The sequence below is a fragment of the Paenibacillus sp. OAS669 genome, assembly GCF_014873645.1.
Lineage (GTDB): Bacteria > Bacillota > Bacilli > Paenibacillales > NBRC-103111 > Paenibacillus_S > Paenibacillus_S vulneris.
In genome coordinates this window covers 87,416-106,514 of sequence record NZ_JADBDR010000016.1, presented here as the reverse complement: position 1 = coordinate 106,514, position 19,099 = coordinate 87,416, and the positions used below count along the sequence as shown (strand labels likewise).

Genomic DNA, 19,099 nt, shown 5'->3' with positions numbered 1-19,099 from the left:
ATAAAAAGGATGTGGGTGCAATGTCAAAGGTTATACCGGGAAGATATACGGCCCAGATGGAAGGGTCCTTTGTCGTTTTTATGATTGGAATGCGCATTAACAAGCTGTGGGCCGTTCACAAGTGGCTGCCGGTGATGAAGGCGATGCCCAAGATGTTAAAGGAGCTGTATCAGCATCCGGAGCTCGGTTTTTTGTCGGCCTCCTATTTCCTATCCTGGCGCGGTCTGACGATAGTGCAGTATTGGCGGTCCTTTGAGCAGCTGGAGCATTACGCGAGGCATGGGGCTACCCACCTGGAGGCTTGGCGTGAATTTAATCAGAAGGTCGGAACGAGCGGTACGGTTGGTATTTATCATGAATCGTATTTGATCGACGAGGGCAAGCATGAATGCTTCTATAACAATATGCCGGTCTACGGATTGGCCCAAGCCGGCTCACACCTTCCTGTGGCCAGGCGGCATGAAAGCGCCCGCGACCGGTTGAGTGCCGGCCGCGGACACAAGCAGGAGAATACGGAAATTACCGGATAAAGCTGGCATGCAAAAGGAGCTGCTCCCGACAACTCGGGATCACAGCTCCTTTTGTTCATTTATCAAATGGAATGCCCTGAATGGGCTGTCTTGGGTCAGGCTGAAGGTCTACGCCCCAAAATCAGCGTGATGACAAACAGGATCAGGAACAGAACGAACAACACTTTGGCAATCCCCGCTGCGGCGGAAGCAATGCCAAGAAATCCGAAGATTCCGGCGATGATTGCAATAACCAGAAACAATAATGCCCAGCTTAACATTTGCCTCACCTCCCAATAGGATTCCGTTCATGTTGATGTCTTTAGCCTAAGCGTTATCGCATCGTGCCGTCGGGTCCAATACTGTCGGACATATAGAGGCCGGCGGGCGGAATAACCGGCTCGTCCCGATGGAGATTGCGGCGGCGGGCCTCCTCCAGATCATGGCGATCGATATCGTCGTACCACACCATGACAAGGATTTTTCCTTTGTCGAGCTCAGCCTCGAAATGATCGGCCTCCGCTTTCGTCAAGCCCAGCGAATGCATCTTGGAGCGCAATTGGTCTCCCCTGGAGCGGAACAAGTTCGCGAATGTATTCGCGATGCCTTCCTCATACAAGCCTACCTTATTGGTGTCCATAAGATTGGCCAGCCCTTCGGTGGTCTTGTCGTCATGAGCCAACACGTAGATTTCCTCCAGCGCATAGCCTTCCCTTCGGAAATCGCGAATGGCTTCGATTGCCTGCTCCTCTGTCATTACCAGCTTCACCTTGTTGTTCATGGTAATCCCTCCTTAGAGTTTTCGCTAGAAAACTTTCTTCGTGAGCACCTACTGAGTTTTCGCTAGAAAACTTTCTTCGTAAGCGCCTGCTGAGTTTTCGAGTAGGGCACTCACTTGAGCTGTCGAGCCGCCGGGACCGGCATGCCATTTTTTAACCGATTGCCCCAGGAATGAAACAGGAAGTGAAGGTGATTCAATCCCGCGGAGATTGGTTACATAAATATAGAGTTCTATTTATAATAGAAAGCAAGTAAGACGCAAAACGATAGGGGACTACTGACGATGAATATCGTGATCGTGGACGACAATCCCATTAACCTGATGGTGATTGAAAAAATATTGAGCAATACGGGGTATTCGCATTTTATCAAGCTATCATCCGCCGTGGAATTGCTGGACTTGTTAAATGTCGGGACCGGGAGGGGACCCAAGGAACCGGTCGATTTGATTTTGCTGGATATGATGATGCCTGAGATAGACGGTCTTGAGGCCTGCAGACGCATTCAGGAATGCGAGGAGCTGAAAGACATCCCCATCATCATCGTGACGGCATTGGGAGACTCCAACCTGCTGGCGGAGGTGCTGGAGGCGGGGGCTTCGGATTATGTGATGAAGCCTGTCAACAAGGTGGAGCTAATCGCGCGCATACGTGTAGCGCTGCGCTTGAAGCACGAGAAGGACTGGCATAAGGAGAACGAAGCGCGGATCAAAAGCGAGCTTGAGCTGGCCAAGCAGGTGCAAAGCAGCGTGCTGGGTCAGCCGGTCCATACGGATAGGCTGGATATCAGCGCCTCCTACCATCCCTCCTATGAGCTGGCAGGAGATTTATATTCATGGTACCGCATCGATGACCATCGGTACGGCATCATTTTGCTGGATATGATGGGGCATGGCATTTCCTCGTCGCTTGTATGCATGTTCATCTCATCCGTCATGCAGGATACGATCACCCGGTTCGTCTCCCCGGATCTGGTTGTCGCCGAGCTGAACCGGTACATGAACCAGTTGAACAAACGGAATAACAACGGCTTCAGCTATTATTTTACGGCTATCTATCTGCTGATCGACACGGAGGCCCGGACTATCGAATATGTTAACGCCGGACATCCGCCCGGCATGCTGTTCGAGGAAGGGCAAGCGGTCCGCCTTTTGGATCAGGGAGGCTGTGCCGTCGGATTTTTCGAGCAAATGCATATTCAAAAAGGGGTGCTCGAATACAAGAGCCCGATTCAGCTTTTCCTGTATACGGACGGCCTGCTGGAGGCGCTGGAAGAGGAAGGGCAGGAGGAAACGAACCCGCTCATCAATGAGCTGTCCGCATGCAGCGGAGAGGAAGAGCTGTGCAGCATCATCGATCGGCTTCTGCCTCCTGAGGTCAGGAAGGAGCAGGAGGACGATATTTGCATGGTCCTGGTTCGAGCGAGGTAAAGCGTCGGAGGGGCTGTAAGGAGAGAGTACAATGAAGATAAAAACAAAGCTGTTTCTCGGCTTCGGCGCGCTGATGGTGCTGATGTTCACACTGGCCGGAATCGGGATTAACCGCTTGACGACGATAGACGAAAGCATGAAGGAGATTTACAGCAACCGGTACAAGAAGGTGCAGCTGACCGCGGAGCTTCACAACGGGACGACGGAGCTTGCCAAGTCGCTCGCTAATTTGCTGTTGATTGCCGACCCGGCGAAATCGACCCAAAGTCTGGAGGCGATTCGTTCGCAGAGCCTCATTGTCTCTAAAGCCCTTAGCCAAATGGATACCGAGTTCAAAGGGGGGATGGAGCAGTCCTTAGCGGCCGATATTTCGAATAGCGGCAAAACGTTCTTGAAATACAAGGACGACGTCCTTCAGCTGTACAGGGCGGGCAAGCAAGCAGAGGCCAACGAGCTGCGAACCGCAGTCGGCGTCGGTTACCAGGATGATTTTGTAAGCAGCATCGGCAGTATGACCGATTACCAGGAAGAAGCGATGAAGCAGGCGCTGACAGCGGCGGAAGAAGAAAACAGCCGCGTTTATATGTATACGATGCTGCTGGCCATACTGAGCCTGTTGATCGGCATTGCCATCATGTTCTGGATTGTTCTCAGCGTGACCCGGGGATTGGGAATGCTATCGGGCATCATCTCGAATTTCGGATTGGAAAAGGAGCAGGGCAGATGGATGGGCTCCTATCGCATAGCGATTACGACAACGGATGAATTCGCCGATATCGCCCATATTTTTAATGAGATTGCTGAGGATTTGGAGGAGTCAACGGCCAATGAACGGAAATTAAGCCAGCTTAATGCCGATCAGGCTTGGCTCGAATCCCATATCTCGTTCATTTCTACGGAGCTTCAGAGTGTCCGGCGGTTCGAGGAGATGGGGCAGACGTTCATCGGCGAGCTCTGCCGCATCATTGGGGCTCACAGCGGGGCTATTTATATCGCCGAGAAGGAAGCGGGTCCCAAGCAGGATGCACTCCGTACATTGGAGCTAAAAGGAATGTATGCCCGCGCAGACGGGACGGAGCCGGTTCAACAGGTCATCCCCGGACAAGGACTTATCGGTCAATGCGCCTTGGACGGGAAGCCGATCGACCTCACGGAGGTGCCGGCCGATTATTTGAAGATCCGGTCCGCCTTCGGAGAGGTGGCCGCGCTGTCGGTAGCCATTCGTTCCGCTGTCTCTTACGATGAGGTTGTGGCTGTTTTCGAGGTAGCCTCTCTCCAGCCGTTCAGCCTGCTGGAGCTTCAGCTGCTGGACCGGCTCAGCGAGATCGTTGCGATAACGGTGCAGCGAATCCGGGGACAGCTGCGGGTAGAGGAGCTGCTGCGAATTTCTCAATCATTGACGGACGAGCTGCAGAGTCAATCGGAGGAGCTCTTGACCCAGCAGGAGGAGCTTCAGGCATCCAACGAAAAGCTGGAGGAGCAGACCAAGGCTTTGCAAGCCTCGGAGGAACTGCTGCAGCGCCAGCAAGAGGAGCTCGAGAGAAGCAATGCCGATTTGCTGCGCAAAACGAAGCAGCTTGAAGAGCAAATCCTCGAATCCGAGGAAATGAACCGGCAGATTGAGCATGCCAACGATGCGCTGGAGAAGCAGGCGATAGAGCTGGCCTACGCATCCAAATACAAGTCGGAATTTCTTGCCAATATGTCTCATGAGCTGCGGACGCCTCTCAACAGTCTGCTGATTTTGTCCCAGCTGTTGAAAGAGAACAAAGAGGGTAATCTGAACCGCAAGCAGGTTGAGTATGCCGAGACGATTTATACTTCGGGCAGCGACCTTCTGAAGCTGATTGATGATGTGCTGGATCTGGCCAAGGTCGAATCCGGTAAAATGGAGCTTCACACCGAGACGGTCGTCATCAAGGATGTGACGGACGCTCTGTACAAAGCTTTCGCCCCGATGGCCCGCAAGAAGAAGCTGTCGTTCGATATCCAAATCGATGAAGGGACTCCGCAAGACATCGTGACCGATTCCCTCCGCCTTCAGCAGGTGCTGAAGAATCTGCTTTCCAACGCATTTAAATTTACGTTCAAGGGAGGCGTATCCATTCATATTCATTCGCTGACGGGCGACAGCCCTATGATCGGATTTACGATAGCGGATACCGGAATCGGCATCCCTGCTGATAAGCAGAGAATGATCTTCGAAGCATTCCGTCAGGCGGACGGCACGACGAGCCGCCACTATGGCGGGACGGGACTCGGCCTGTCGATCAGCAGGCAGATAGCGGGACTGCTTGGAGGCTGCATCGAGCTGGAGAGTGTGGAGGGCGAAGGAAGCCGTTTCACCTTGTACGTCCCCCAAAATCATGAATCGCTGCTGAGCGAAGGCTACACGCAAGCGGCTGCTGCCAGGGACGTCGAACCGTTCTTAGCGGAGCCGGTTCCGCCTATGGCTCTGTTGAGGCCGATGGAATCCTGCGCCATGCCTTCTGAGGAGACACAGCAGTTTCCGGACGATCGAGGCTCTATTGAGGAGGGCGACAGGGTTCTGCTGATCGTGGAAGACGATATCCATTTTGCCAAAATCTGTATGGATACCGCCCGCGAGAGAGGCTTCAAAACCATCGTCGCACTCCAGGGAGACACGGGACTCGAGCTGGCCAAAGCTTATAAGCCCGATGCGATCCTGCTCGATATCCAGCTTCCTGTGATCGACGGCTGGTCCATTCTCGTTCATCTCAAGAATGATGCTGCCACGAGGCATATCCCGGTGCATATCGTTTCGGTAGTGGACGAAATTCAACAAGGCTTGTCCATGGGAGCGATCGCTTATTTGCAGAAGCCTTCGAGCAAGGAAAGTCTGGAGCAGGCGTTCACCCAAATTGAAGCCTTCCTGGATAACGGCTTGAGACGGCTTTTACTTGTAGGCAAGGACGAGGATCATCGCAGCACCATTACCGAGTTGATCGGGCATGATGATGTTCAAATCGTCAGCGCATCGGGCGGAGCCGAAGCTTGGGAGGAACTGAAGAAGCAGTCCTTCGATTGCATGGTTATCGATATGGGACCGACGGATCTGGCCGAGTTCGAGCTTCTGGACCGGATTAAATCCGAAGAAGGCCTGCGGCGTCTGCCTATTGTTATTTATACGCAGCATAGATGGGACAGCAAGGAGCGGCTCAGGCTCAAGAAATATGCGGAATCGATCATTATCAAGGACGTGAAATCGCCGGAGCGCCTGCTGGACGAAACGGCCATGTTTCTTCATCGGGTGGAGGCCCGTCTGCCGGAAGCCAAACGCCGTATTCTGCAAAAGCTTCACAGCAAGGAAGCCGTGTTCGCCGGTAAAAAGGTGCTCCTCGTGGACGACGATATCCGCAACGTGTTCGCCCTGTCGAATTTACTGGAGGGCTATGATATGCAGGTTTCCTTTGCGGAGACGGGCAAGCAGGCATTGGAGCGTCTGTCGGAAAGCCCGGATATTGATCTTGTGCTCATGGATATTATGATGCCGGAGATGGACGGCTATGAAGCTATGGGCGCCATCCGCAGCCAGCCGCAGTTTGAGCAACTGCCTATCATAGCCTTGACGGCCAAGGCCATGAAGGACGATCGAGAGAAGTGTGTCCAGGCTGGGGCATCGGACTATATTACGAAACCGGTTCATACGGAGCAGCTGCTTTCCCTTATCCGTGTCTGGTTATGCAAGTGATGAGCGGTGCAGGAGAGAAGCGGAGGCTGGAAAGGAGAAGCAGTGTGAATTCGAATGCTTGGGTGGCAGACACAACTGTAGATGCGGAACCCCTTGGGGATGAGGAGGCCGAGCGCGAGCGAATAGAGATCGAGCTGCTGCTGGAAGGGGTGTTCCGGCTGTATGGATACGATTTTCGCCATTATGCCTACCCCACCCTGCGCCGCCGCATATGGCACCGGCTGTACGGGGAACGGCTGCAGACGATTTCCGAGCTGCAGAGCCGGGTACTGCATGACAGGGCCTGCATGGAACGGCTTGCATCCGATCTGGTCATTCATGTCACCGAAATGTTTCGCGATCCGGGCTTATTTGAAGCCTTCCGCAGGAAGGTGGTCCCTCTGCTCCGGAAGCTCCCGTCGATCCGGATTTGGCATGCGGGCTGTGCTACAGGGGAGGAAGTATATTCCATGGCCATCCTGTTGCATGAGGAGGGCCTGTATGACAGGACGAGACTGTACGCAACGGACATGAATGAGGAAGTGCTCCAATATGCAGAACGGGGAGTCTATCCATTGAAAAAGATGCGGGAATACACCAAAAATTATATTAAGGCCGGAGGCAAGGAGGAGTTTTCCCGTTATTATACGGCATCCGGGGATACGGCGACCCTTCAAGCCTTTTTGCGCAGCAATATCGTCTTTGCCCAGCATAATCTGGTTACGGACCGCTCCTTCAATGAATTTCATGTTATTTTCTGCCGCAATGTATTGATTTATTTTAACTCCGGGCTGCAAAGCAAGGTGCATGATTTGATGTATGAGAGCTTGTGCCGTTCGGGCATCTTTGTGCTCGGAGACAAGGAGACGATCACGTTCACCAAGCATGCGGCCCATTATGAAATGCTCGATCCGCAGCAGAAAATGTATTGCAAGATCAAATAAGGATGCCAGCGATAACGGAAAGGAATGGGAAGCTGCATGAATGAACCGATTCACATCCTGCTTGTTGACGATCAACCGGAAAATCTTCTGGCTTTGGAGGCGATGCTTGGCGATCAGCCTTACCATTTGGTCAAGGCACACTCCGGTGAGGAGGCTCTTCGCTGCTTGCTCACCTATAATTTTGCCGTTATTGTGCTGGACGTACAGATGCCTGGCATGGACGGCTTCGAGACGGCCAAATGGATTAAATCCCGGGATAAATCGAAGGCAGTACCGATCATTTTCGTTACGGCGGCCTATCATGAGCAGGATCAATCCTTCACGGCGTACTCCGTCGGTGCGATCGATTATATGGTTAAGCCCGTCATGCCTCATGTACTGCGCTCGAAAATCGAGGGCTTCGTTCACATTTACGTGACCCAGCAGCAGCTGCAAAGGCAGACGGCACTGCTGCAAGAACGGACCCGGGAGCTGCAGCAGGCCAAGGAGGAGGCCGAGAAGGCCGCGCGGGCCAAGTCGGAATTTCTGGCGGTCATGAGCCATGAAATTCGTACCCCTCTCAACGGAGTGCTGGCTATGGCGGATCTGCTGCTGGATACGCAGCTCTCCGGGGAGCAGCGGGAGTATGCCGAGACGATCCGCAAGAGCGGCGCCTCGCTGCTGACGATTCTGAACGACGTACTGGACCTGTCCAAAATCGAATCCGGTAAAATGGAAATTACCGAGGAGCTGTTCCATCTCCATTCCTGTCTGCAGGAGTCCGTAGGCCTCTTTCAGCTGGAAACGCGCAGCAAATCGTTGAATATCGCCTATGAGATCGATCCGCGGCTGCCTGAGCTGCTTGTAGGAGATGAATCCAGGTTAAGGCAGATTCTCGTGAATTTGCTCGGAAACGCCGTCAAATTTACGGAGAGCGGCTGCGTGCACGTGTCGGTTAAAGAGCTGTCCCGCGAAGCGGATCAATACGTGGAAATTGAGTTTGCCGTGCAGGATACGGGAATCGGCATTCCCGCCTCCAAGCGCGATATTCTGTTCAAGCCCTTTTCCCAGCTGGATTCCTCTACAACCCGCAAATATGGAGGCACAGGGCTGGGGCTTGCCATCTGCAAAAATTTCACCGAGCTGCTCGGGGGCACGATTTATCTGGATACGGAATATACATCGGGAGCCAGATTTGTGTTTACGATACGGCCGAAAATAGGCTTGCTGGAGCATCATACCTTATAATTGGTGAAGCAAAACGATAGAAATCGAATACTTCTCCCTTCTGTCCAAAGGGAAGCCATGACATGCCTATAGCGAACCATAGGCTTTTTTTGTTGCCTTCAAATTCATATCGTCCGAGTTCGGGCGGCGCATGAAGTGATTCACTCCCTCATCCGCCTTCCCTCCATCCCTGGGATTTATTTTCCCCGTCTCCTCCAGATTGAAAAATTGATTATAGACCATACTAATCAGGAGTGCCCAAAACCTAGAAGCGCTTGTTTCAATGCGGTCCCCTTCGTTTAATCAATACTATGAAGGTCAGGCAAACTACATAAACGGAAAGGTTTGGTGATGACGGGATGACACAAAAGCAATGTGTGGCTATGCTTCTTGCCGGAGGGGAAGGGAAGAGATTGGGCATACTGACGAGTCAAAAGGCGAAGCCTGCCGTTCATTTTGGCGGCTCAGCCCGAATGATTGACTTTGCGCTTAGCAACTGCCGGCATTCCTGCCTCGATACGGTTGGTGTAGTGACACAGTATCGTCCCGAGGCTCTGCATCGTCATATCGGTCTGGGCTCCGCATGGCTGGAGAAGCCGGAGCAAGGGGAGATAGCTCTCTTATCGTCCCGCCAGTCCCATATCGGCGAAAGAGGGTACCTCGGGACGGCCGATGCGATTTACCGCAATTGGTCCTTTATCGAGAAGTATAACCCGGATACGGTGCTCGTCCTTTCGGGCGATCACATTTATCATATGGATTATCGCAAGCTGCTGGAGCATCATTTGACAGCGGGCGCGGATGCGACCATTGCCGTAACTCCGGTACCTATATCGGAAGCAAGCCGCTTCGGGATTATGAAAACCGATTCCAGCGGACGCATTACGGAATTCGCGGAGAAACCGAAGACTCCGGCAAGCAATTTGGCTTCTATGGGCATTTATATATTCAATACTTCCTTCTTACGCACATTCCTGGAACGGGATGCTCAGGATTCGTCTTCCGGCCATGATTTTGGAAATAACGTCATTCCGGCTATGCTGGAGCATAATGCCAAGCTGTACGCTTATGAATTTGCCGACTATTGGAAAGATGTCGGTACTATTGAAAGCCTGTGGGAAGCCCATATGGATATGCTGGGCGGAAGCCCTGCCTTCGTAGCAAGCCGGGACTCCTGGCCGCTCTACAGTGCCAATGGCTTGGCGCAATCGCGCTTTGTAGAATCGCTGGGACTCGTAAGGCAATCGCTTATCTGCTCCGATTGCACCATTCATGGGCAGGTGGAGCGCTCGGTGATTTCCACGGAAGCTGTTATAGGGCAGGGCAGCCGTATTTTCGACAGCGTCATTATGCCGGGAGCACAGATCGGCAGCGGGGTGACCATATACAAATCGATAGTCGGTGAAGGGGCCGTTGTACGCGATGGCACCACTTGGGGTTCGGCCGACGGGGGGATGATCTCCGTGATCGGCGACAGAGAAGTCATCAGCATTCAGGGGCAAAAGCTGCCGAAAATTTTCGTTTCGGCTAATCAATTGCAAGCGGAGCTCATAGGCTAATAATAAGTCTATTGTTTATGATTTCCCGGCAGCATGTTTTTGGGTCCTAACACCACACATTGGGGAGGGAAGGAACATGAACAGGATGTCTTGGATGATTACAATAACGACGATATTCCTATGGACGGGCTTGGGAGTTGTTCAGCCCATTCACGAAGAGGCTGCTTTGGCCATGACGGATTCCTCCAAGCCGGGGGGCCGTTCGGACATGTCGGTCCAGCCGCAGAAGACGAATCCGGAATCGGGCCAGTCCCGCTTTCAATCCGTGAACGGATTGTCGCTAACGGATGATTTGAAGACCGTGTTCGAAATGAAAGGCCAGCCCCTATCTATGAAGCAGGATGAAATATTACCTTCCTTAAAAACTTACACCTTTAACGATTGCAGCATCATTATGGTGGACGGCGAAATCGAGTACGTGGTGGTGCCGGCGTCAACGGGGAAGCTGGATATCGATGGGGACCAAGTTCCGATGGATATCGATAAGCTTAAGGTTAAGCTGGGTCAGCCCTATTTTGTCAGCGAGGACGGTATCGTCTATAAGGATGGAAGCCATGTCTTAAAAATCTACACCGATGTAGTCAGCGGCAAGGTAACTTCGGTTCACTATTTTCAAGAAGCCGTTCAGTAGATGCAAGAGCTTAACCCCTGTTTCCGCATAGGAACAGGGGTATTTCTTATATGAAACGTTCTTGGCCTCCCATTTGGAAGTCACCAGAGTCCATGCCTTTGAATATGTCTATAGTAGAGTCATGCATTTGTGATGAATACCCTGAACAATCGGCTTGGCGAAGGGGACCTTTCTATGGAATTATGGAAAGCAATGGAACTGGATGATACGGAACAGCTTGTCCTATGTCAGGATAAGGGCAGCGGCTTGAAGGCGATTATAGCAATACACAATACCCGTCTGGGACCTGCACTCGGGGGGTGCCGCATATGGGACTATACCTCGGAGGAGGAGGCTATTCGGGACGCGCTTCGTTTGGCAAAGGGGATGACGTACAAATGTGCCGTTTCGGGCCTCCCCTATGGAGGCGGCAAGGCCGTCATTATGGGCAAACCCGACCCGGCAAGGCGGGAGGCAGTCTTTCGCTCGCTCGGCCGCTTCATTGAAACGATGCAGGGGAGATATATTACCGGCATCGATCTGGGGACGACGGTTCAAGATATGGATGCCGTCAGGCACGAGACCGGTTATGTAACGGATACGACGGGGTCCTTATGTGCAACAGGGGAATTCACAGCGGAGATGACGGCATATGGGGTTTATTTGGGGATACGGGTTGCCCTGAAGGAAGTGTACGGAACCGATGATTTGAACCGCATCACGGTGGTGGTGCAAGGCCTGGGCAAGGTCGGCACCTTCTTATGCCGATACCTGAACGACGCAGGCGCCAGATTGATCGTGGCGGATGTGGACGAACGGCGAGTCCTCTTCGCGATGAAGCAATTTGGCGCGAGCGCCGTCATGCCGGATCAAATATACGCCGCCGCGTGCGATGTGTTTTCCCCTTGTGCGCTCGGGGGGATCTTGAACGATACGACGCTAGGACAGCTTCGCTGCCGTATCGTAGCGGGCGCCGCAAACAATCAGCTCGCCGAACCGAGACATGGGGTGCTGCTGAACGGGGCAGGGATTCTTTATGCTCCCGACTATGTGATTAATGCAGGCGGAATCATTGTTACCGCGGCTGAGCTGAACGGCTGCAACGGGGCTCAAGCCAAACAGCAGGTGGAACGCATCTCGGCCAATGCAGCCGGCGTGTTCCAATCAGCCCGGACAGAGGGGATTGCCGCATCTCTTGCGGCCGATAGACTGGCCGAGCAGCGGCTTGTCAATGCAGCGCCTTAAATAATAGATAAGAGCCGCCGTTTGTTTCGTCCAAAGGATGAGCATGAACGGCGTTTTAACATTTTGCAGGGGTATTTGTTTCATTTTCGGACTAATTCGCAGGCTAGTCTAAAAAAAGGATGATAACATGCCATAAATAGGTCACAAATCCGTAAAATAGCTTAATTTGTTCGCAGAATGTTCACAAATGTCGAAAATTGCTTTTTTCTATTTGACGAAGTAGGAGTATAATAGGAACTACATAGGATTCCGTTCGCACCTGTTCTATCGCAAGGAAAAAGTTAAATGATGGACTTCTGCCTTACTTGTGAAAAAAGTTACAACTAACAATTAGTCTGAAATCCAATTTTCATAAATCTCCTTGAGACGGAAAAGCTATAATGAATGAACAGGGATGCAAACACTGGCGGTTTTCTATCTCAATGCAAAGGAGGACGTTTACTTATGTCAGAAGCAACACAAACGATTTCACGTGAATCTGCGGATGTTCTTGACCAATTGATGAAGCCTGAGGTGCAGCAATCTCTAACCGTCCTGGTAGAGAACCTGCCTAAGCTGGCTGAATTGGTTACTATCCTGACCAAAACCTACGACGTGGTACAAAACGTAGTGACGGACCAAGTGCTGATCGAGGATATCAAGGGTGGTATGGAAGAATTCGTAAAACCGATTCAAGATGGTGCTAAAAGTATTGCATCGGCTGCTATCGAGGCTAATGATCGTGTAGCGACAGCGCAAACCACTTCTGTCGGTCTGTTCGGCATCTTGAGAATGCTGAAAGATCCGCAAGTGCAAAAAATGCTGCAGCTTTCCCAAGCTTTCCTGGATGTTATGGCTGAGCGCCGTGAACAAAAGGAACAGCGTTAATCCATTGGATTTACCATAGAACGGAGGATAAGTATGTCGAAGCAAATTTTAATTTTGGGCGGCGGTTACGGCGGATTGTTGACTGCGCTGACTGCACGCAAATATATGACAGCAGAAGAAGCAACCATTACTCTTGTGAATCGTTTTCCGACTCACCAAATCATTACCGAGCTTCATAGATTGGCTGCAGGTAACCTGTCCGAGCAGGCTGTAGCTCTTCCTTTGGAAAAGCTGCTTCGCGGTAAAGACGTAAATCTGCGCATTGACACTGTTGAGAAAATCAGCCCGGACGAGAAAAAGGTTCTTATGGCCAGCGGCAAAACGTATGAGTATGACGTTCTTGTCATTGCATTGGGCAGTGAAACGGCATTCTTCGGAATCCCAGGTTTGCAAGAAAACAGCTTCGTTCTGAAATCGGCGGCTGACGCTAACCGCTTGCGTGCGCATGTGGAAGAGCGCATCGATGCTTACGCGAAAACCAAGAACAAAGCGGACGCAACGTTCGTTATCGGCGGCGGCGGTCTTACCGGTGTCGAGCTTGTCGGCGAATTCGCGGATATGCTTCCTGGCCTGTGCCGTAAAAAAGGGATCGATTTCAACGAAATTTCCTTGTACTGCGTAGAAGCGGGTCCTTCCATTCTGGCAGGCTTTGCTCCTGAATTGGTTGAGCGCGCTCAAACCAGCTTGGAAAAACGCGGCGTTCAGTTCTTGACCGGCGTACCTATTACGGAAATGACGGAAACTACCGTATCGTTGAAAGACGGAAGTTCCATCGATACGAGCACTTTAGTATGGACCGGCGGCGTTCAAGGTAACTCCGTTGTGGCTAACTGTGGTATCGAAGTAAACCGCGGTCGTGCAACCGTAACAGACTTCCTGCAATCCACATCCCATCCGGACGTATTCCTGGCTGGCGACAGTGCGGTTGTGTTCGGCAAAGAAGGCCGTCCATATCCTCCTACCGCTCAATTGGCTTGGCAAATGGGCGAAACGATCGGCTACAATATTTTCGCTTACTTCAACAACGGACCAAAGCAAGAGTTCAGCCCTGTATTCTCCGGTACGCTTGCAAGCTTGGGCCGCAAAGACGGCATCGGTACGATCGGCGCGAACCAAACCCGCTTGAAGGGCTTGCCTGCTACCCTGATGAAAGAAGCAAGCAACATGCGTTATTTGTCTCATATCAACGGCCTTTTCACGCTTGCCTATTAATTCATATGCCAAAAGCCTTGCCCGGAATTGCTTTCCGCAGCAAGGCTTTTTTGCTTTGATTACATAAAAAACTTCGCCCCGTTTTTGGATGAAAACGGAAAGGGCGAAGTTTTTTGGTTTGTGCCGGTTTTACCGGAACATTGGGAAGATATAGCGCACAATGAAGTATAGGAAGCCAAAGAAGATGACGATGTAGGCTGCGTATTTAATGAAGGTTGAGGCGACAAGCCCTTTATCATATTTTTGTTCGATACGCTTTTGTTCAATATCTACATTGTTCGGTTCCATGCTGCATCGCTCCTTTACATTCATCTCGAATTGGGTGAAGCGCTGTAGCATGTATTACCCCGGCTTAGCGAGAATGAATCAAGTTTCATTATGTACCTGCGGAGGGTAATAGCCGAATAAGGATGAATAAGCGGTACCGGCTTACGGGGCTGAAGCTGACATTCATGAACTCTGGGGAGGGAAATCCATGATCATTCAAATCAGTGTAGCTGTCATCGCCATCGCGTTTGTGGTTCTGGTCGTTTTTCTAATTACGACACTGCGTTCCGTAACATCGCTGCTGGGCCAGACGAATACGACCATTCGTGAGCTGCAGAACGAAGTGAAGAATATGACGCAGGAGGCGTCCGAGCTGCTCGGGCATACGAATGAGGTGACTATGGATATTTTGCAAAAGCTGCATGCTCTGGAGCCTGTATTTGATTCGGTCAAGCTGGCAGGTGAGGCGGTCGAGGAGGTCACTTCCTCGGTGAAGCAGGCATCGGCTGCGGCGGCCCGTACGATCAAGGAAAAGGTGACGGAAGAAGCGTGCCGGCCCATCGCAGGAACTATCGCCAAGGCACTGCAGCTGGCGCCGGTGGTGCTGGAGGCCTGGCATCAAATCAAGCGGCGTCAATCGCCAGCCCCTTAATGCAGCATTAGGAGCAGGGGAAAATAAAAATTCATGACAACATCCGATTTCGGCTGTTTCATTGGTTCCCTTTCGGGGTAATGGTATGATAATGGGAAACAAGTTTGGATGTTAGAGAGGAGCTTAAAAGAATGAATCGAAAGCATACGTTCGAAATAGAAAAAAAGGTCACTCCAAATAGCAATCTGGTTTATTTAAAAGGCGAGCTCGACTTGTCCAAGGCGGCTGAATTTCGAGCAGCTGCGGATTCCTTCGTAGCGGATACGGACCGGTTGATGGTGCTGAATCTGAAGCATTTGGGGTATATCGACAGCACGGGGATCGGGGTGATCCTATCTTTGCTCAAAGCCCGACACGTACTGAAAGCTCCGATCATTGTAGAGGATATTCCTCCCAAAATTAAAAGGCTGTTCGATATGACCGGGTTAACCCCGTTTATCCAAGAAACCAAGAATAACGCGATATAAGAAAGGGTAGAAGAGAAGATATGAACTGGGAAAATCGTACGGTTAGTATGACGTTACCTGCCGAAGCGGAGTTTATAGACCTCGTGCGTTTGACCTTGTATGGCATATGCACCAAGCTCGGCTTCTCCTACGAGGAAATTGAGGACATGAAGGTTGCCGTAGCCGAGGCATGCAACAATGTGGTCGTCCACGCCTATGATCCGGGCAGACCGGGAACGATGGATATCCGTTTCGAAATGCTGGAGAACGGGGTACGTATTTCGGTTAAGGACCATGGTCACAGCTTTGATTATGAAGAGAAAGCTCAACAGGCCACATCGCTTCATCATAAATCAATAGAAGAGGCGAACATCGGAGGCTTGGGCATTTATTTGATGCAGGCGCTGATGGATGAAGTGGAAGTGATGAGCGAGAGGGGGACCGAGGTCATATTGACCAAACGTCTTAGTAAAAGTGAGGAAATGGTATGAAAATAAATTCAGAGAGACCGGCATTCCATATTCACGATCTGATTGCAAAATATCAGCAAACGGGTTGTAATGAGGTCGCCACCTCTTTGCTGCTGCAGTTTGAACCGATGGTCAAGATGGCTGCGGGCAAAATGTCGCGCAACCGTCCGGACCTCTATGAAGATTTGTACCAGGTGGGACAGATGTCCATGCTCCGGCTGTTTAAGCAGTTCGATACGGAGCAGGGGGTTCAATTTGAAGCGTACATGATGAAAAGCATCATAGGACATATGAAAAATTACTTGCGCGATAAGTCCTGGTATATCCAGGTACCGCGGCGCGTTAAGGAAAAAAGCGGCCGTATTCAAACCGCTATCGATATGCTGACGGTTCGGCTTGAGCGGTCACCCAATGTGGAGGAGATCGCTCAAGAGGTGGACCTTTCCGTCGAGGAGACAATCGAGATTCTGGCCGGCCGTGAATATTATCACTATGTTTCTTTGGACACGCCGTTGTCTACGGAGGACAATGGGGCCACTATCGGCGATTTGCTGAGCGAGGAGAAAGATGATTTTCAGCAGCTCGAGCGCAAGCTGGATTTGGAAGATGCGATGGCGCGGCTGAAAACCCAGGAGCAGCAGGTGCTCCATCTTGCTTATGTAGAAGGCCAGTCCCAGCGGACCATAGCGGAGCAGCTGAACGTATCGCAAATGAGCGTATCCCGGATTCAGAAGCGGGCGATTGACAAGCTGAAGCAGTTTTTCACGGAATCCCGCGAAATTTCGGACGCTTGATAGCCTAGTGGACAAGCCTTCGTGTAAGCGTGTTCAGATTATAAGCTTACCAGCAGACTCACGCCCTCTCGAGGGCGTAAGGTTGTTGAAAAACCCGGTCATATAGAAAAATGTAAAAGGTGGTAGGTGGGGTATCCCTCGTAGGAGCGATAGCGTCCGCCTTTGTTCTCGGAAAATACCCGCTGTAAAGCGATATAATCAAAATTTTTCCGGGAACAACAGCGGCCGGAGGGGGATACCCCACCGGGGTACCAATGCTATTTTTCAAGCTTTACAGGTTTTTCAACAGACTCACGCCCTCACAAGGGCGTATTTTTATGCGCACCTGTTACCACGCCTGTAGGGAGGAGATGGACAATGACAATTCGACAGCTCAACATGCCTGGCGGGTGGAGATGGCATGTCGGCGATGATTTGGCCGCAATAAAGGGGGATGAGGCCTCTCGGGAGGATCTCCATTCGGTCAACGGCCTTCAGCAGCTCAAAAAGCACAGCACGGTCCGCTTCCGGACACCCCGGATCCGGATGTATGATAACGGCTCGAAAGCTTTGTACGGAGCGATTCTGTACGGCAGCCCGGCTCCGCGCGAGGATCAAGAGGCTCTCTATGTATCGTTTTACTTGGCTGAGAACGAGTTGTTTACTTCCGAGCTGGATTATTCCAGCATGAGTCCTCATCTGGATGAAGAGGGGCTCCATGATAGGATGAAGGGCTGCCGCACGGCGGCAGAGGGCTTCTTCGTGCTGCTGAGTGAGCTGGCTTTGGTCTGCCTGCATGGTCTGGATCTGCTCTCCGCCAGGCTGACCAAGCTGGAGCAGCGAATGAGAAGATTTAATAACGCGCACCTGCTGGACCATTTGATAGAGCGGCAGTACGATCTGCTGCATTGGCAGCACCGGATTACCCCTCTGGAAGAGCTGCTGGTAGCCGTGAAGGAGCTTTATGATCCCGAGCAGTTGGCGCGCTGCGAAGCCTATCGTGTGACGTGCCTGCGGGTGGAACGGCTTACGCTTCGAATGGCGCATTTTAACGACGAGGTGAGCACGCTTCTGGCTATGGATGAGAATATAGCGTCGTACAGAGGGAACGAGATTATGAAGACATTGACCGTATTTACGGTCGTCTGTACGCCGGCTACGGTCTTTGCGGGCTTGTGGGGTATGAATTTCAAAGAAATGCCCGAGCTGGAATATCAATGGGGCTATCCGGTATCCATTGTATTCATTCTGCTGCTTACCCTTATCGTCTACGGATGGCTGAAGTGGAAGGGCTGGACAGGAGATTTGATCCGCGGGAAAAAGAAGGATTCCAACCTGTTTTAAACGCCGCTTGCTTCGTTTCAAGCTGTCAGGTACAGGGTAATGATACTTAAGCAACACATTATCCTATTGTACAAAGGCGGTGTTTGCCATGACAGTAAAACACAGTATCCCTTGCGGGGGCAATGAGGTTTCCGTACGTCAGACCGACTCGGACAAGTTTCAAGTTACCATTCAATCCCAGGTCAATCCGCTGGGAACCGGCAATGTGTTGGAAACGTTCTCAAACCTGGACGATGCGATTCAAGCGGCAGAGCTGTTCTGTAAGCTGCACGCAGCGGCCAAGGAGCTCGGCTATCATTTGGAAGACGGTCATTTTGTAAAGCCGGACAGGCCCAAGCTGCATGTAGGGATGCTTTTGCACGAGCAAACGATGCCGGACGAGCTGGTACTGCTGCTGGAACGATAAGTCCATATAGATGAAGCTTGAATGAGTAGGCGCAAGCAGGCGGCTGTCTCCTTTTGACAGCCGCCTGCTTGCGGCTTTATTACATAACATCGAGGTCCCCGTAAAGCGCCCCGCTATGCGGGGTCATCTCTTGCGGCCGGGCATAAAAAGCATGAGAAAAAGCGATGCCCCTGAAGGAACATCGCTGGTTTGAGAGAAGCATCGGAAGCTACCCCTGAGAGGCTGTCTTAGCTTTATCCAACGCCTCGTGAGTGTTAGCTTCGGCGTGATCCGCCGCTTTATGTGTGGTATCGGCAGCGCGATCGGCCAGACGGTGAGCGGTATCCGCCGTTTTATCCGCTGCTTGCCGCACCTTATCTGCCGCAGCCTCTGTTACCTTGTGCGCGGAGTCCAGCGCCTGATTTGCAGCTTCCCTGGTTTTCTCCAGCAGCTCGGTGCCTTGCCCGCTCACGGTTTCTACCGTATCCGCCGCTTTGGTTTTCACCAGCTCCAGCCAATCCTGGCTCTTGGCCTGCAGGGATTGGACTTTGGTTACAAGGTCCTCCCGCAGCTCGCGGCCTGATTTCGGTGCCAATAGAAGAGCGATCAATGCTCCGGCAGCACCTCCGATAATGGTTCCCAAAACGACATCATTTCGTTTGCTTTCCGTTGCTGTCATCGTTATCCACTCTCCTTACCATGTAATGGGT

20 protein-coding genes are annotated in these 19,099 nt (G+C 51.7%); 16 read left to right on the top strand and 4 right to left on the bottom strand.

Annotated elements, in window-relative coordinates:
* Positions 1 to 20 precede the first annotated feature (20 nt).
* A complete protein-coding gene (locus GGC63_RS27700) occupies positions 21 to 530 on the top strand; it encodes a DUF4188 domain-containing protein (RefSeq protein ID WP_192705063.1) in 510 nt (169 codons plus the stop codon).
* A gap of 95 nt (positions 531 to 625) precedes the next feature.
* Here the strand turns inward: GGC63_RS27700 and GGC63_RS27695 are convergent, their stop codons facing one another.
* Complete coding sequence (locus tag GGC63_RS27695; protein WP_079914079.1) at positions 626 to 790, bottom strand: DUF1328 domain-containing protein; 165 nt, start codon at positions 788 to 790, stop codon at positions 626 to 628.
* 53 nt (positions 791 to 843) lie between these two features.
* On the bottom strand, positions 844 to 1,290 hold the full coding sequence (locus GGC63_RS27690) for a general stress protein (protein WP_079914080.1): 447 nt from the start codon (positions 1,288 to 1,290) through the stop codon (positions 844 to 846).
* Between the two features lie 282 nt (positions 1,291 to 1,572).
* Here GGC63_RS27690 and GGC63_RS27685 point away from each other — a divergent pair, with 282 nt between their 5' ends.
* From GGC63_RS27685 to GGC63_RS27645, 9 genes are all read left to right on the top strand, one after another.
* Positions 1,573 to 2,718, top strand: coding sequence for a SpoIIE family protein phosphatase (locus tag GGC63_RS27685; RefSeq protein WP_192705062.1), 1,146 nt, complete (start codon positions 1,573 to 1,575; stop codon positions 2,716 to 2,718).
* 31 nt (positions 2,719 to 2,749) lie between these two features.
* Complete coding sequence (locus GGC63_RS27680) at positions 2,750 to 6,430, top strand: response regulator (protein WP_192705061.1); 3,681 nt, start codon at positions 2,750 to 2,752, stop codon at positions 6,428 to 6,430.
* Between the two features lie 44 nt (positions 6,431 to 6,474).
* Positions 6,475 to 7,353, top strand: a complete 879-nt coding sequence (locus GGC63_RS27675; RefSeq protein WP_318781134.1) for a protein-glutamate O-methyltransferase CheR — start codon at positions 6,475 to 6,477, stop codon at positions 7,351 to 7,353.
* 36 nt (positions 7,354 to 7,389) lie between these two features.
* Positions 7,390 to 8,580, top strand: coding sequence for an ATP-binding protein (locus tag GGC63_RS27670; protein WP_192705059.1), 1,191 nt, complete (start codon positions 7,390 to 7,392; stop codon positions 8,578 to 8,580).
* A 338-nt stretch (positions 8,581 to 8,918) separates the two neighbouring features.
* Positions 8,919 to 10,118: a glucose-1-phosphate adenylyltransferase gene (locus tag GGC63_RS27665; RefSeq protein WP_192705058.1), complete on the top strand. Its 1,200-nt coding sequence runs from the start codon at positions 8,919 to 8,921 to the stop codon at positions 10,116 to 10,118.
* Between the two features lie 76 nt (positions 10,119 to 10,194).
* A complete protein-coding gene (locus tag GGC63_RS27660; protein ID WP_192705057.1) occupies positions 10,195 to 10,749 on the top strand; it encodes a hypothetical protein in 555 nt (184 codons plus the stop codon).
* Between the two features lie 174 nt (positions 10,750 to 10,923).
* Complete coding sequence (locus tag GGC63_RS27655) at positions 10,924 to 11,973, top strand: Leu/Phe/Val dehydrogenase (protein WP_192705056.1); 1,050 nt, start codon at positions 10,924 to 10,926, stop codon at positions 11,971 to 11,973.
* 444 nt (positions 11,974 to 12,417) lie between these two features.
* Complete coding sequence (locus tag GGC63_RS27650; RefSeq protein ID WP_079914087.1) at positions 12,418 to 12,840, top strand: DUF1641 domain-containing protein; 423 nt, start codon at positions 12,418 to 12,420, stop codon at positions 12,838 to 12,840.
* A gap of 33 nt (positions 12,841 to 12,873) precedes the next feature.
* The gene (locus GGC63_RS27645) at positions 12,874 to 14,052 is read left to right on the top strand and encodes an NAD(P)/FAD-dependent oxidoreductase (protein ID WP_079914088.1); all 1,179 of its coding nucleotides are present in this window, start codon (positions 12,874 to 12,876) and stop codon (positions 14,050 to 14,052) included.
* Between the two features lie 129 nt (positions 14,053 to 14,181).
* On the opposite strand, the gene GGC63_RS27640 is transcribed toward GGC63_RS27645, so the two are convergent.
* Positions 14,182 to 14,340, bottom strand: a complete 159-nt coding sequence (locus GGC63_RS27640; RefSeq protein WP_179136260.1) for a hypothetical protein — start codon at positions 14,338 to 14,340, stop codon at positions 14,182 to 14,184.
* Positions 14,341 to 14,527: 187 nt separating this feature from the next.
* Between GGC63_RS27640 and GGC63_RS27635 the strand changes: the two genes are divergently transcribed.
* The 6 genes from GGC63_RS27635 to GGC63_RS27610 all read left to right on the top strand — a co-directional run bounded on the left by GGC63_RS27635 (position 14,528) and on the right by GGC63_RS27610 (position 18,410).
* Complete coding sequence (locus GGC63_RS27635; protein ID WP_192705055.1) at positions 14,528 to 14,971, top strand: DUF948 domain-containing protein; 444 nt, start codon at positions 14,528 to 14,530, stop codon at positions 14,969 to 14,971.
* 131 nt (positions 14,972 to 15,102) lie between these two features.
* Positions 15,103 to 15,438, top strand: a complete 336-nt coding sequence (locus GGC63_RS27630) for an STAS domain-containing protein (RefSeq protein WP_192705054.1) — start codon at positions 15,103 to 15,105, stop codon at positions 15,436 to 15,438.
* Between the two features lie 20 nt (positions 15,439 to 15,458).
* Positions 15,459 to 15,908, top strand: a complete 450-nt coding sequence (gene rsbW / locus GGC63_RS27625) for an anti-sigma B factor RsbW (protein ID WP_192705053.1) — start codon at positions 15,459 to 15,461, stop codon at positions 15,906 to 15,908.
* Entirely contained in the window at positions 15,905 to 16,681 is a 777-nt protein-coding gene (locus tag GGC63_RS27620) for a sigma-70 family RNA polymerase sigma factor (protein ID WP_079914092.1), read from the top strand. Before rsbW ends, GGC63_RS27620 begins: the two co-directional genes overlap by 4 nt.
* A gap of 357 nt (positions 16,682 to 17,038) precedes the next feature.
* Entirely contained in the window at positions 17,039 to 18,004 is a 966-nt protein-coding gene (locus GGC63_RS27615; RefSeq protein ID WP_192705052.1) for a magnesium transporter CorA family protein, read from the top strand.
* Positions 18,005 to 18,092: 88 nt separating this feature from the next.
* Entirely contained in the window at positions 18,093 to 18,410 is a 318-nt protein-coding gene (locus tag GGC63_RS27610) for a hypothetical protein (protein WP_079914094.1), read from the top strand.
* Positions 18,411 to 18,618: 208 nt separating this feature from the next.
* Here GGC63_RS27610 and GGC63_RS27605 read toward each other — a convergent pair whose 3' ends face one another.
* On the bottom strand, positions 18,619 to 19,068 hold the full coding sequence (locus GGC63_RS27605) for a YtxH domain-containing protein (protein ID WP_192705051.1): 450 nt from the start codon (positions 19,066 to 19,068) through the stop codon (positions 18,619 to 18,621).
* Positions 19,069 to 19,099: the final 31 nt, after the last annotated feature.

Excerpts from the sequence above, each read along its gene's own strand:
- GGC63_RS27700 (WP_192705063.1), top strand. The coding sequence starts at position 21 with ATGTCAAAGGTTATACCGGGAAGATATACGGCCCAGATGGAAGGGTCC.
- GGC63_RS27695 (WP_079914079.1), bottom strand. The coding sequence starts at position 790 with ATGTTAAGCTGGGCATTATTGTTTCTGGTTATTGCAATCATCGCCGGA.
- GGC63_RS27690 (WP_079914080.1), bottom strand. The coding sequence starts at position 1,290 with ATGAACAACAAGGTGAAGCTGGTAATGACAGAGGAGCAGGCAATCGAA.
- GGC63_RS27685 (WP_192705062.1), top strand. The coding sequence starts at position 1,573 with ATGAATATCGTGATCGTGGACGACAATCCCATTAACCTGATGGTGATT.
- GGC63_RS27680 (WP_192705061.1), top strand. The coding sequence starts at position 2,750 with ATGAAGATAAAAACAAAGCTGTTTCTCGGCTTCGGCGCGCTGATGGTG.
- GGC63_RS27670 (WP_192705059.1), top strand. The coding sequence starts at position 7,390 with ATGAATGAACCGATTCACATCCTGCTTGTTGACGATCAACCGGAAAAT.
- GGC63_RS27665 (WP_192705058.1), top strand. The coding sequence starts at position 8,919 with ATGACACAAAAGCAATGTGTGGCTATGCTTCTTGCCGGAGGGGAAGGG.
- GGC63_RS27660 (WP_192705057.1), top strand. The coding sequence starts at position 10,195 with ATGAACAGGATGTCTTGGATGATTACAATAACGACGATATTCCTATGG.
- GGC63_RS27655 (WP_192705056.1), top strand. The coding sequence starts at position 10,924 with ATGGAATTATGGAAAGCAATGGAACTGGATGATACGGAACAGCTTGTC.
- GGC63_RS27650 (WP_079914087.1), top strand. The coding sequence starts at position 12,418 with ATGTCAGAAGCAACACAAACGATTTCACGTGAATCTGCGGATGTTCTT.
- GGC63_RS27645 (WP_079914088.1), top strand. The coding sequence starts at position 12,874 with ATGTCGAAGCAAATTTTAATTTTGGGCGGCGGTTACGGCGGATTGTTG.
- GGC63_RS27640 (WP_179136260.1), bottom strand. The coding sequence starts at position 14,340 with ATGGAACCGAACAATGTAGATATTGAACAAAAGCGTATCGAACAAAAA.
- GGC63_RS27635 (WP_192705055.1), top strand. The coding sequence starts at position 14,528 with ATGATCATTCAAATCAGTGTAGCTGTCATCGCCATCGCGTTTGTGGTT.
- GGC63_RS27630 (WP_192705054.1), top strand. The coding sequence starts at position 15,103 with ATGAATCGAAAGCATACGTTCGAAATAGAAAAAAAGGTCACTCCAAAT.
- rsbW (WP_192705053.1), top strand. The coding sequence starts at position 15,459 with ATGAACTGGGAAAATCGTACGGTTAGTATGACGTTACCTGCCGAAGCG.
- GGC63_RS27620 (WP_079914092.1), top strand. The coding sequence starts at position 15,905 with ATGAAAATAAATTCAGAGAGACCGGCATTCCATATTCACGATCTGATT.
- GGC63_RS27615 (WP_192705052.1), top strand. The coding sequence starts at position 17,039 with ATGACAATTCGACAGCTCAACATGCCTGGCGGGTGGAGATGGCATGTC.
- GGC63_RS27610 (WP_079914094.1), top strand. The coding sequence starts at position 18,093 with ATGACAGTAAAACACAGTATCCCTTGCGGGGGCAATGAGGTTTCCGTA.
- GGC63_RS27605 (WP_192705051.1), bottom strand. The coding sequence starts at position 19,068 with ATGACAGCAACGGAAAGCAAACGAAATGATGTCGTTTTGGGAACCATT.